At 37.4% G+C, this 12,848-nt stretch carries 9 protein-coding genes and 2 tRNA genes; 4 read left to right on the top strand and 7 right to left on the bottom strand.

Translation table 11 applies throughout. From position 1 onward, the window contains the following. Nucleotide 1: 1 nt before the first annotated feature. Nucleotides 2–1,525, bottom strand: coding sequence for a slipin family protein (locus tag RRG12_RS17155; RefSeq protein ID WP_420760145.1), 1,524 nt, complete (start codon nucleotides 1,523–1,525; stop codon nucleotides 2–4). 47 nt (nucleotides 1,526–1,572) lie between these two features. Here RRG12_RS17155 and RRG12_RS17160 point away from each other — a divergent pair, with 47 nt between their 5' ends. After that, entirely contained in the window at nucleotides 1,573–1,725 is a 153-nt protein-coding gene (locus tag RRG12_RS17160) for a hypothetical protein (protein WP_176727130.1), read from the top strand. Nucleotides 1,726–2,311: 586 nt separating this feature from the next. On the opposite strand, the gene RRG12_RS17165 is transcribed toward RRG12_RS17160, so the two are convergent. The 3 genes from RRG12_RS17165 to RRG12_RS17175 form a co-directional block, all read right to left on the bottom strand. Next, a tRNA-Met gene (locus tag RRG12_RS17165) sits at nucleotides 2,312–2,386 on the bottom strand. After that, nucleotides 2,386–2,461: transfer RNA gene (locus RRG12_RS17170), tRNA-Met, on the bottom strand. Before RRG12_RS17170 ends, RRG12_RS17165 begins: the two co-directional genes overlap by 1 nt. Before the next feature lie 187 nt (nucleotides 2,462–2,648). Further along, nucleotides 2,649–3,227 carry a hypothetical protein gene (locus RRG12_RS17175; RefSeq protein WP_289794951.1) on the bottom strand — a complete coding sequence of 193 codons (579 nt, stop codon included), beginning with the start codon at nucleotides 3,225–3,227 and terminating at the stop codon, nucleotides 2,649–2,651. 169 nt (nucleotides 3,228–3,396) lie between these two features. On the opposite strand from RRG12_RS17175, the gene RRG12_RS17180 reads away from it, so the two are divergent. Continuing rightward, nucleotides 3,397–4,050 carry a TraX family protein gene (locus RRG12_RS17180; protein WP_141699827.1) on the top strand — a complete coding sequence of 218 codons (654 nt, stop codon included), beginning with the start codon at nucleotides 3,397–3,399 and terminating at the stop codon, nucleotides 4,048–4,050. 645 nt (nucleotides 4,051–4,695) lie between these two features. Continuing rightward, a complete protein-coding gene (locus RRG12_RS17185) occupies nucleotides 4,696–5,655 on the top strand; it encodes an orange carotenoid protein N-terminal domain-containing protein (protein WP_420760113.1) in 960 nt (319 codons plus the stop codon). A 530-nt stretch (nucleotides 5,656–6,185) separates the two neighbouring features. Here RRG12_RS17185 and RRG12_RS17190 read toward each other — a convergent pair. Further along, nucleotides 6,186–7,769, bottom strand: coding sequence for a DUF2357 domain-containing protein (locus tag RRG12_RS17190; RefSeq protein WP_420760114.1), 1,584 nt, complete (start codon nucleotides 7,767–7,769; stop codon nucleotides 6,186–6,188). Continuing rightward, nucleotides 7,747–9,981, bottom strand: a complete 2,235-nt coding sequence (locus tag RRG12_RS17195; protein WP_420760115.1) for a tetratricopeptide repeat protein — start codon at nucleotides 9,979–9,981, stop codon at nucleotides 7,747–7,749. The genes RRG12_RS17190 and RRG12_RS17195 overlap by 23 nt, the downstream gene beginning before the upstream one ends. 719 nt (nucleotides 9,982–10,700) lie before the next feature. On the opposite strand from RRG12_RS17195, the gene RRG12_RS17200 reads away from it, so the two are divergent. Beyond that, nucleotides 10,701–11,126, top strand: coding sequence for a hypothetical protein (locus RRG12_RS17200; protein WP_420760116.1), 426 nt, complete (start codon nucleotides 10,701–10,703; stop codon nucleotides 11,124–11,126). A 197-nt stretch (nucleotides 11,127–11,323) separates the two neighbouring features. Here RRG12_RS17200 and RRG12_RS17205 read toward each other — a convergent pair whose 3' ends face one another. Next, on the bottom strand, nucleotides 11,324–12,514 hold the full coding sequence (locus tag RRG12_RS17205; RefSeq protein WP_420760117.1) for a calcium-binding protein: 1,191 nt from the start codon (nucleotides 12,512–12,514) through the stop codon (nucleotides 11,324–11,326). Nucleotides 12,515–12,848: the final 334 nt, after the last annotated feature.

Raw genomic sequence — 12,848 nt, forward strand, 5'->3', positions numbered from 1 at the left:
GCTATGGATTCATCCGAATCAAGTCTGTTAAAATACTATCCAAGCTGCCGTTAACTTGAATGCGATCGATCTTCTCTGCAATCCGCTCTAATACTTCGAGTTCCTTCAGACGCAATGCCACGGGGTTATCCTCCATCACTTTGGCAGTGTTTAGCATACTACGAGTAGCAGCAGTTTCTTCTCTACGTCTGACTACGTTTGCTTGAGCGGTTTTTTCTGCCTCGACTACTTTGCTCAAGATAGCCTTAATCTCACCAGGTAAAATAATATCTTTTACACCTACAGAATCTACTTCAATCCCATAGTCTGCGGCTTTTTGGCGAATGTATTCAGAGATGCTTCTATCAATTGCACCTTTATCTTCTAACAAAGCATCTAAGTTGCGTTCACCAACTGCACCACGCAAAGCAAATTGTAATTCTTTGTATAAATAACCAGAAATATCTGATAACCCGTTTTTTGCCCTCAATGGGTCGAGTATGCGAAAGCCAGCCGTCAAATTTAACCGCAGAGGTACTTTATCTTTAGAGAGGATGTCTTGACCGGATACTTCCATATTTTGGAGTCGCAGGTCAATGGTTTCGGTTTGAAAAGAGCGACCAAATAACCACCAAGCATGTACTCCTGGCGATCGCAATCCTTGAAACTCTTGATTAATGTATACTAGTCCCACGTGCTGCGCGGGAACTTGGCAAATATGCAAACAGTTGCGACTGAGCAATTTCGCTTCTGCTGAACCCTCAACCAACTCAGCCACTAAGGAAGGCTGTAACTGAGCATCAGCGCTGATGTCGAGAATTTCCACTGCAACACCTTGCCAAAATAGTTTGCGGCTTGTGGGCGGCAAAATAGAAATCACTTTACCTCGATAGCGCACAATTGCAACTTGCGAAGTCTGTAATTGCACGGTTTGACAGTAGGCAGCAATAAAATCGGGATGTTTTTCAATGAGTACATCTTCCAGGGGAAAATCTGGGTTAGGGATAATTCGGCTGAGAGTTCGGACTGTAACATCTCTATCTACTGACCAAAAAGCATACTCTCCTGGTTTTAGAGGTCGCACAAAATTGTTTTGCAGATATAGTAAACCAATCTCATACTCGGAGATTTGGAACTTTTTCAGTCCATTCAACGCAACTGAGCGCAATTGCTGTACAAAGGAACTAGGTAATTCTAAGCTTTCTTCTAAATTGAATATATGAGACTCTACCTCAATAAAACCACGCCAAAAAGCAATCAATTTATTTGGTGCAACGCTTACCCAATTCTGACCGTAGCGGACTAACGCAACTTGGTTGAATGCAGTTCTGATAATCAATAAATGTTGTTGTAGTTCGGCTTCGTGATTTCGCAACAACAGTTCTAGATTTTCAATCTGAGCTAGTGGCTGATTGAGATCATAAATTTTTACTTGCCAATGCCGACCTAAATATGTATGCGTACCAGGTTGCAAAATTTTCTTAAAGTCACTGCGGTGATATAAGATGCCGATTTCGTTAGGTTTGATATAAAACGTTTGCCACATAGTAATTTGCATAGAGAATTTGCACGATATTTTAGATAAGCTAGGCGATGCTTGCGACTGGCGTAGCGATGTCTACGACGGGCTACGCCAACGCAACTAGCCAAGAATATTTAGTCAAGACATTTATAACCTTCTTTAAACTTAAATACCACCTGCAAGAAAACTTGTCATCTTCTACCATGTCTGGATTAATCAAATAGAATAAAAATGTTAGTTCGTAGTAAGGAATTTAGTCCTCAAAGCTAGGACTAAATTCCTTACTACAAACTGCTTATTATGGGTGATTTGACAGATACCATATTACAGCTTGAATATAGGAATTATTGAAGTTTGCAACCTTGTAGAAAAAGGCTCAAGGATTTGTTTTAGCTATTTGTACTACTATAATACTACAAAATATTTTTTAACTCTGCTAGTGCAAGTGTTTACAGTTCAGGTGTGGGCAAAAGCTTCTCCAAAGCTGGATTAAGATTGCTGTTATTTTTCCCCGACTACTCAATGGCAATCTAGAAAAAAATAACCGCGCTCAAATATGCCGTTCGTTTGCCAATCTAGAATCCCGAAAGAAAACTAGATGTAGGAAAGGAAGGAACATACTCAAGTTAGGGAGAAATGCAGTTGCGCTTACTCCTCAACTGTGGCTACCGAACATCACCCTTACGAGTGATGACCGACAGCAAAACACTTGCACGCAGAGTTGAGAAAATGAGGGGTCTCGAATCTGTTAAGATCCGTACCATATTGGCTACCTTAAAAGGGTAGTGTCTTTTGACCCGGACAGGGTTTTGGGTGAAAGTATAGGAATCGAACCTACAACACATCGATTATGAGTCGATTGCTCTACCAGTGAGCTAACTTCCTGGAGTTTGATACAGGACTCGAACCTGTGACCCATCGATTATGAGTCGATCGCTCTGCCAACTGAGCTAATCAAACGATGGTATAGTTTAAAGCACTCTGCGGTATACGCTTATGCAAAAGCTTGGCGCACCAGTTAGGCATATAGAACCTAAACCATAGCTTTGTAACTTTGTTACTATCCCGCTCCAAATTTAGCATATAGAAATTTTGAGGTGCTACAACTACGCCCATCGTCAATATCGCCTCAATTCCTTGTTGTAGCTCAGTCTGGGAAAGCTAAACCAGTCATGGGGTCACGAATATATAACCCTAGCGTCAGGCTACGCATCGCTTCATCCCAAACGGGTATTAATTGTTCTGCTTGATCTGCCCAATAATCGAATGTAATCAAGCACTGAACATTCGACCCCAAACCAATGCAAGTCCGCGAAAAAGCTTCCCGTGGTTCTTCTTGAACATCAATGAACTTCATCTCTGTCCAGACAATTCTGGCGGTTTGACGCTTGACGGTAATAATTTCTCCCCTCTCAATGATGTTGCGGCTGTCGTCTTCCAAGACTTTCTTCAAGGTGGATTTTAGCGGAAACTGGCTCCAGTCATTGGGTGGCAGACGATTAAAAGATACTTCCAGACAGCAATCATCGTTGGGCGGTTTTTTATCCATGAACTTGAAAGATTTCTCTTGTGGCTCAAAAACCCAATCCTGAGGAACATTGAAGCGAACAGCGCCTCTATCTGCGACAAATATTTTGTAGCCTGATGGAGATTCCCAGCGATGGTCAGGTTTTAGTTCAAGCGTTTCTTTAATCCACTGGAGATTGCTTTTCTTACGCTTTGCCATAGTGTTTTTGTTATCTCTGCTAAAGAGGGTGTCACTAAACAGCCCTTCGTAGACATTGCCCTTTTTGTTAATGTTATCAAATTGCTAGGATTTTGAATAACTCTTATATTAAATAAATAAAGTTTTAGATATTTTATATTAACGAATCTAATAAGGTAATTGTAACGTTGTGATTAAAGTTTCAGCTTTTAACATTAAAATCTTAGCAGTAGTATTCATGGTTATGGATCATGTATGCTATTTGCTAATGCCAGAGTTTCTAATCTTGCACTTTTTTGGGCGATTGAGCTTTCCCCTTTTTGCATGGCTCTTGGCAAAAGGCGAAAAACACACCAAAAATGTTTACCGCTATGGAAGTAGGCTATTAATTACAGCAATTATATCTCAGCCAATCTATAGTTTTATTTTCCAGAGGTTATCATTTAATATTCTTTACACGCTTGTTCTTGGACTTGTGATGTTGCGCTTAGTAAAGCGTTATCCGCAATTATGGCAGCAATCAATAATTATTGGATTGTGTGCAGTAGTTGCCGAGAACTTGGACTTTTCCTATGGAGCTTATGGGATTGGAGTAATTTTCTTGATGTCCCTTACAGACAAACTAAAGCCCAAAATATGGTTGCTCTACTGGTGCATCTTTCACTTTTTTACTTTAGTAATCCTATCTATGATTAATATATCTCAAGGTTGGGCAGTTTTTGCAGGACTCATTGTTTTTCAATTCAATGGTAAACAAGGTTCACGAACTAGATGGTTCTATGTGTTTTACCCGGCTCATTTAATAATCTTAGGAATAATCAATTATTTAATATATTCCAGGTAAGATTTATGATTTATCAGCGATGTCTACGACGGGCTACGCCTACGCTAAGGTTTGATCATAGGCAAATTATAGTGCATTCCATCCTTGCAACAATGCGGCTTATTGAACCACATACAGCCATCTCGGAACTAAATGGCGATCGCAAAAAATTGTAAGTTGTATTTTACTAATAAACAAATCGAGGGCTTACATTAGACAGATTTCACTTGATTTAGCCCAACCTACGGCTAGAGATAAATCTGCCAGTAATTAAAAAAAACTAATTGAAGCAATTACCAAATTCTATTTGTAGTGTCAAAAAACTGAAAACGTAGATATCTGTTTCCATAGATAGATAACATATAGTTAAATATCTTTCTTTAGAAGGATATCTTTTTCAAAAAAATACTTTGATTCAACTATAAATTTGAAATAAATAGTAGATATACATTTCATTCAATGATATTCATCAGATAAATCTTAAAAATCTTAGTCTTTTGTTAATCTTTACCAGCTATGATGCCAGAGTAGTAGATAAAAATGAATCAAATTTAAAAATCTAGGGATAACTATGTCATCCAATAAAAATGCCCTAGATTTACCCTTCTAGCTACAAAATGTAGTTAAAAGCAACTACTAAATAGGTAAATCTTTAAGGTAATAAGCATGACTTATAGTATCGAGTCCGCACGCAATATTTTCTCTAGCACTCAAGTGGCAGATGCAGTTCCAGCCACTACAGCAATGTTTGCTAAACTCAATGTTGACGATCAACTAGCATTTCTCTGGTATGCCTACGCTGAACTAGGTCGTACAATTACTCCAGCTGCTCCCGGAAAAGCAAATCTCCAATTAATGGAAGGTATATTCAACGACATTAAGCAGATGTCTCATGAAGAACAAACCCAGTTAATGAGAGATTTAGCGAGTAATGCTGATACTCCCATCAGCCGTTCTTATGCATACTTTGGCGTCAACGCTAAATTAGGATTCTGGTGGCAGTTAGGAGAGTGGATGAAAGAGGGTATCGTCGCTCCTATGCCTGCTGGCTATCAAATGTCAACTGAAGTTAAAACAGTGCTAGAAGCTGTTCAGAGAATCGATCAGAGTCAGCAGATTACTGTACTACGCAATACTGTAGTAAATATGGGCTTCGATCCGTCTGTGGCTGATAACAAACAGGCAGAAGTCATAAACTTTAAGTTTCCACGTACATCCCTAAGTCCCCAATTTACTATTGAGGGAGTTACAGAACCGACAGTGCTGAAATACATTGAAGCAATGAATGCAGATAACTTTGAAGCTGCTGTTGCTTTATTTGCTAACAATGGTGCCCTGCAACCACCATTCCAAAAACCAATTGTTGGTCGAGAAGCGATCACTGCCTACCTAAGAGATGAGGGACAAGGGTTAGTGATGAAACCAACCAAAGGCGTTTCGGAAACCATAGAAGATGGTTATACACAGCATAAGATTACTGGTACGGTCGAAACTCCTTGGTTTGGAGGTAATGTTGGGATGAACATTGCTTGGCGATTTTTACTCGATCCTCAAGGTCAAATTTACTTTGTGGCTATTGACTTACTTGCTTCTCCCAAAGAACTGCTTAACCTAACTCGCAAGTAAAATTTCTTTGCTTTCTTAAATTGCGCTTCTCTAAGATGATGTTTTAAAAGGGTTTCTTGCTCTCATAGTTAGCAAAGCATTGCATCTTAGTACATAGCTAAAATTTAATTTGGCGTTGTACTTAACCCAGGCATAACTGCGAAATTATAACTTTCGGGGCTTTTAAAACATCCTCTAAGCGCCATGATAATCATCAAATAAAATCTCAATCAATGCTCGGTTCACCTAGAACCGAGCTTCAGTCAAATGTAGGCAAACTAGTGTAAATTGGCTGTTCACTCAAATCAACGTCAACCACATTTCTAAATTCAAAGGCTGGAGTAGAAACAGTGAAATTTTCTAATACATTTGTTGTCTGAAGTTTTTCCGAAGCCAAGTAGAGCATTTTCAGTAGGTATTTACTAGAACTGCCAAATATAATATAATAATCGTTCTGGCTCAATTGCTTTCAGCGCTAGGCGATAACTGAACAATTGACTTCAAGCCGCGTAGAAATCTGTAATTGCAGAAGGTTCAGAAAAGGGATCATCTCAATTTGAATTCAAAGCTTTACTTAAAATGCGATGTAAATGCGTTTTAAGTTTAGCTTCAACTCCTGGATAAGCTGGCAAAGCCTCAATTTGTGCATCTTGGTAAGATATATAAGAACCAGGGTAAAGAATCGCAGCATAATTTACTACTTGCTGACCTTCATTGTCTCGGATTGCGTGGCAATAAGTGTGCATTTTGTCGATATCCTGTTTTTTGGGCTTGCTTTCTCTGTCTATATTTTCTGGCTCCTCACTTTCAAATTTGTATTTGGGGTCAAATATATAGACTAAATGTGAACCATCTGGAAACTGTACTTCTAAAGCTATATCAGGACGCTGTATAAAGCTAGAACTATAGAGTTTGCCACTAGTACTATATGTTCTCTCAGGAATTAGTTTAATTATAGTTTTATGCTGTGGATGATTTAACACAATGACTGGCTTACCGTTGGGAAAAACTCTAACGAAAATTCCAGTTTTATCTTTACCAACTAAACATTGTTCTTCTACGTTGTATCCTGTTTGTTCGGCGACTTCCAACAATATTATAATTACCCATAAAGTTCCCCAAATCTGATAAAGCTTGGGCAAATTTTCTAAAGGTGCATTCAAGTCTGGGCTATCTAAATACACTGCTGGGCTTCTAATAAATTCAAGATATCCTTGCAAAGCAGCATGATAAGCAGGACATTTTAGCAAAACCATTGTGATTTTGTTGGGCAAAGATTTAGGTTGACTGACTTCATTGAGAAAATTAGCCTCTTGCCTAGATTTTTTTAGTTTATCAGATAAAGATGTTACCTCATTTAAAAGCTGATTTGTATCGTTTGCTTCACAAGCATTTTTAATTCGCCTAAGCCTTAAATTAACCAAATCAAAAAACAATTTAACTAATTGATTCTCGTAAACATCTACGGTGTGTTCAACTCTTGTATCAAGGACGCGAATCGGTCTACCATTACTATCCAAATTATGTCCTTTAGAAAAAGCTTGAATAAGATTACTTGTTGAAGGTTTACGAACTTGCTCTTTTTTAACCCAAATCTCGTTAGTTTTAAGAATTTTATGATGTTCGCGGGCAAGCGCAGATAAAATTTTAGTTAATCCTGGTCGATTTCTTGTACCACTAATAACTCGGCGTAAAATAAGTATTTCTTGAGCTAAAGTATGCTCGTTAAGTTGTGGTAATTTTAAACCTGCCAAAGCACCTGTTTTTTGTAAACCTATCGCAACTGAAGTTGGAAGACGAGTATCAAGGTCTTCTAACATTTGAGCAAAAGCTTCTCGGCTAATTTTCTGAGGTAAAACAGTGATAATTTGTTCTTCAATCTCACCCTGGTACTCAAATCGCAGTTGATAATAGCCAGGATTTGAGCGTTGCCAATCAGCTAAAACTCGTTCTTTTCCAGCTACATCCCTTAGATAAAATGAGAGTTTTTTACCTTGTAAGTAAACCTGTGCTTCTCGCCGATTATCTGGATTTACAAGTACTTCTAAGTAAGCTGGTTGCCATTCTAAAGGAGCTTCTATTTTTTTACCTTCAAGATTGAGAAAAACGAGTTTAGAAGTATGATGTAAATCCATGTTGTTCAAATGTTACACGCATTTTGGTAGCTTTAGCAAGGCTCAGATTAAATTTATGTTGTTTAGCAATTTCAATAAATACTTTTAGTGCTTCTCCTATTCTTTCATCAGCACCTTTTAGTTTTGGTAGAATCTTCTGTAATAACTGTTCGTCTAAAGCATCGTTCCAAGAAATTTCTAATACTTCGGACTCTGTTACATAAGCCTTAATTTCGCTAAGAGTACGAAAAGCAAAAGGTGCAACTTCGTGTAGACTATCCCAAATTTGCATTAGAATCTCTCGATACTCTACCTCTTCCAAATACTTTTCTAAATCATCTCGATTAATTTCAAGTTCAATCATTTGCGCTCGGTCATAAATTTTATCAGCAAAGTTATGGGTAGTTTCATCTACATTCACTGTGCCAATAAAGTACAGATTAGGAGGTAATAATACTTTTTTCCCAGGTGCAAGCTCGATTTCAGTCTCTCCCTCACGCATACGTACTTCCATGACTGAGAGAAACTTAGCAAAGTAATACTCTACTCGTGCTAAGTTCATTTCATCTAAAACTAAATGATAAGGTATGGGTGTACGTTTATCAGCTTTGGCTTTTTTATATTCTTCAGCCGCTTGTTCTAAAAAATGACTGAATTCTGTGTGATGATAGTTTTGATCTATGGGATTAAAATATCCCAGCAAGTCTTCATTAGTAGTCCAATTGGGAGCAACAGGAACTAAAATATATTTAGCACCAATAGCTTCAGCGTATGCTTTTGTTAACCAAGTTTTTCCTGTTCCGCTAATTCCAGAAAGAATTACAAATTTTCTTGTTTTAAGTGCCAAGTGATAACGGCGCAGTACACTTTTAGATATTTGTAGTTTCTTAGAGCATATTTTTTGGTAAATTATTGAAAATTCTGGTTCTGAATAGTCTGGATGAATTGTATTGAGAAGACGTTGTGCTTCTTCATAATTTTCCACATCTTTTTCCTTTTCAAATAAATCTACTGCTATGCGTAAATCCTCAATTATTTTTTGGGTAGCATCCCAACTTTGAAAATAGACAATTAGTGGAAGCATCTTACTTCCGAATATTAACCATAGTAAACTAGAAGATTGTACTACAGATTCAAAAATTTGGGATACTATTGCTTTTAGTTTCATCTCAAATTCTAAATACGCACCTCCTCGGTGATAATAGGCTAGAGCATAGTTAGAATTTATCGATATCGCTTGGCTGTAATCTTGAATAGCTTCATTATAATTATCTTGTTTGCAATAAAGATTTCCTCTACTATCATAACCTTCAGCATTTTTCGGTTGGATGAGTAATAATTGGTTCAAGTCTGATATTGCACCGTTGATATCTCCCGATTTAGCTTTTGCTTTTCCTCTATAATTGTAAGCATCTCCTAAGTTAGGAGCTTTCTGTATAGCAATATTAAACGCCACAACAACATCTATATATGCAGCTTTCTCATAAAGTATTAGCCCTTGATTATAAAGATATATAGCTTCATCTAAATCCTCTTTTAATATATATCTCTTAAGCGGTGGAAGAGGATTATCTTCAGTCGCAACTAAGAATAAAAGGAAAACTCTTTCCAGTGTTTGCTTTATATTCTTAACTAATTCTTCTGAAGAAGAAGCTAATACTGTTTTTGGTTTTAGATGTTTGCTAATTTGAATATTTTTCGTAGCACTTTTTAACGAACCTACTACTCTAAGCCAATCGGATAAACGATTTAAGTTACTAATTCTTGTACTAGATTCAGAGCGTAAATATAAATCATCTATTGGATTAAGATGTTGGAGAAGTATTTCTTTAATTTTTTTATTTTGAATATTTTTGATGAATTTTTGTCTGGCATCGCTATATTCATTTATCAAAAGACCAAAGCGAAAATCATCTTTTTCAATACAGATAAAAAACTTAATATACTTAAAATTGTTTGTTGTCTTTTTAGAAATTAAATAATAACCTAGAAGGCTACTATGATAGAACTTTTCTATAGTAGCATTCTGTACATCTAATTTTTCTATAATTTGACCTGGTAGTTGAGCAATCACATGAATATAAATTTGGTGAAGAGGCTTTTCAATATATTCTTGAAACTCTTCTTTATGATCTGAATAAAAATCTTCACTTGAATGATTTTTAAACTTTTCAAGTAGTTCAAAAGTCTGATGTGTAAACGGGCACTCTGGGTGTAGTGTAACTTCTGTCATCTTTGTGGAGACTGTTAACTGAAATAACTATTGTGACAAATTAGACATAAAGTTACCACTAGTTAAAAACGTTAGGGAAGTCTACAATACACCTGCAATTTGTTGGAGTCAGTGTTTTTGGTGTTGCGTAGGCGTAGCCCGTCGTAGACATCGCACTTATACAAGCAACTCGCTTCATGCGATCGCAGTTCTTATTCCCTTTTTATTTTTCTTCTACGTTAACTTCTTCAATCGTCAGCAAAGCTTACAATCTTTGACACACATAATCTACAGACAAAACATCTTCCCAAATCGCCAACTACTATCACAACGATTAAAACTAGTCATCACAGTGCATAAATATAGATAAAGTCAAATTTAGTTAGCAAAACAAGCTTTTACTTACTCAAAATAAGCTTTTGCTTTCTCATTTTGGTGTTTTCCGCAAGTAAAATGAGCTTTTACTTACTCAAAATAAGCTTTTGCTTTCTCATTTTGGTGTTTTCCGCAAGTAAAATAAGCTTTTACTTACTCATTTTGGTGTTTTCCGCAAGCAAAATAAGCTTTTGCTTTCTCAAACCCCAGTTTGCTTTCTCATTTAAGTAGTTCGCGCATTTATGACAACGATCGCACTTGTAGCAAAAACCATTCCAGATTTGCCAGAATTCTCTCAGGCTGATCTATACGCAAATTTTTTAAGGTAAAGAATATTAACCGTACTGGATTACAAGGTGTAGATCGTGGCTCGTAGAAAAAGAACTTCTCTAGTGTTAGAAAGAGCAGTGCGTCGTGCGGCTAGCATAAACTCTATTGATCCGAATTTAGATTTAGGCAATGGACTTACTTTACCTGCCTTTTCTACTCTAATCGAAACGATGCGAACTAGAGAAAATGCATATAACACTGCCCTTTCCAGCTTGGATAAATTGTATCGTGAAATGCTGGAAACAGAAGGTGAGTTGGGAGATATGACAGAACACATGCTAATGGCAGTGGGGACTCGATATGGCAAAAGCAGTGTGGAGTACGGTATGGCGGGAGGAATTCCTAAAAATCAGCGTCGTAAACGACTACGAGGCGAGTCACCAACTCCCAGCACTGAGCAGCCATCATTCGTAGCCAGTGTGGAGGGTAAGAATGGAAAGAAACCAGCAGCGACAAGTTAGAATGTGCGCTATAGCAATCCTAAATGAGTTGTGAAAATTTGCGTTGTCCAGATCCCCGACTTCTTTGAGAAGTCGGGGATCTAATTTTTCATGAATGATTTAGGACTGCTATATTACTCAAAATAAAGGGAACAGAGAATAGGTCGTTGTTCTCTATTCCCTGTTTCCTTTCTCTACGAGTGATTCAGGAATTAAACCTACACTAAATTTACTGAACCTGTATATCCTTTGAGAATTCCCAAAGAACCACCACATGAACTAATTAGCGTATCATTTCCCACCCGGCTGAAGCTGGCATTTAAGCCACTGACATTTAAGCGATCGTTGCAACCAAAGCCATAGATAGCAGCAAAGCCACTGCTTCCTAAAACTACTGTATCTGTGTCTTTCTCTTGACCCAAGTAGACTGTATCATTTCCCCCGCCTGTTACCTCAAGAGATGAACCAAACAGATTTGTATCCGTACTTAAAGGGTTAGGAAGATAAACCGTTTCTCCTCGCAGATTGATTAGATCATTCCCATTTCCCCCATAGATAGTGTCATTACCTGAACCAGCAAAAATTAAGTCATCACCTGAGCCAGACCTAATTGTGCTGTTTGTATCACTTGTAATAATTGTGTTGTTGCCATTACCTGCAAAAATCTTGGCAAAACTTGAATTAGAGATTCCAGCAGCAAAAATAAAATCATTGCCACCGCCGGCTTGAATTGTGGTTTCGCCATAGAAAACAACAGCAATTTGATTATCACCATTTCCAGCTTTTATAGTTTGGTTGTAGGATGACAATCCTGTGTCAATAACATAAGTCAATATTGAAATATCACTGGTGATAATGTCATTTCCTGAGCCTGTATTGATATTGGCATCACCGCTTCCCAGCAAAATCAAGTTGTTACCATTTCCCGCATTAATAGTTCGGTTGGCGAATCCACTTAAAGAGAAAATATCATCGCCTGATCCTGCTGAGGCAACTAATGTTGAAATTGGCTCAAATCCGATAATATTACCATCACCATCGAATAGATAGTTTCCACCGTAATCGTCTAAAAAGTTGTTTCCACTGCCCAAAGAAATTGTGTAATTGCCTGATCCTAAACTGACATAATCATCTCCTGCTCCAGTACGAACGATCGCATCAAGCACATTATTGCAAGACGTTGGACTAGTTTGCAAAACCTGACCACTAAAAATGCTAGTATCAAAATTAAAAATTAAGTCTAGTTCTCTTCCGAGTAAGACAACATCGTTGCCATTTCCCGTCTTCACGACATTGTTGTTACCTTCTACAATAAACCAGTCTGGATCGGCAGTTCCTAAAATTTTCTGATCACTATCTGAAATGACTTTTTCAGTATAATTAATGCCACGAAAAAATTGTGATGTCATAAACATTTCCTTTATAGCTCAATCCAGTTCAGTGAAGACCAAAAATGATGTAGATGAGCTATTATTCTGAAAAAAATAATAGAATCCGGTGAATATCAAAAAACTCCACCTACGAATCATAAATTAGACTTCAAAAATGTCTTTTAAGATATTCAAACCAATAGAGACAGCAATTTTCAGATAATTAAACCATCGGGTAGAGACACATAGTTGTCATTGCTGGCAATTTAATGTAAAAGCTAGGAAGTGAGAATACTTTGAGGCTTGCTCTTGCAATACGGTTCGGTTAAGATCCCTCTGGTTGTAGTGACCATTTTCTGAAGTGGGTAAAAGA

The sequence above is a fragment of the Nostoc sp. CALU 546 genome (assembly GCF_048836525.1).

Excerpts from the sequence above, each read along its gene's own strand:
- RRG12_RS17155 (WP_420760145.1), bottom strand. The coding sequence starts at position 1,525 with ATGTGGCAAACGTTTTATATCAAACCTAACGAAATCGGCATCTTATAT.
- RRG12_RS17160 (WP_176727130.1), top strand. The coding sequence starts at position 1,573 with ATGCTTGCGACTGGCGTAGCGATGTCTACGACGGGCTACGCCAACGCA.
- RRG12_RS17175 (WP_289794951.1), bottom strand. The coding sequence starts at position 3,227 with ATGGCAAAGCGTAAGAAAAGCAATCTCCAGTGGATTAAAGAAACGCTT.
- RRG12_RS17185 (WP_420760113.1), top strand. The coding sequence starts at position 4,696 with ATGACTTATAGTATCGAGTCCGCACGCAATATTTTCTCTAGCACTCAA.
- RRG12_RS17190 (WP_420760114.1), bottom strand. The coding sequence starts at position 7,769 with ATGGATTTACATCATACTTCTAAACTCGTTTTTCTCAATCTTGAAGGT.
- RRG12_RS17195 (WP_420760115.1), bottom strand. The coding sequence starts at position 9,981 with ATGACAGAAGTTACACTACACCCAGAGTGCCCGTTTACACATCAGACT.
- RRG12_RS17205 (WP_420760117.1), bottom strand. The coding sequence starts at position 12,514 with ATGACATCACAATTTTTTCGTGGCATTAATTATACTGAAAAAGTCATT.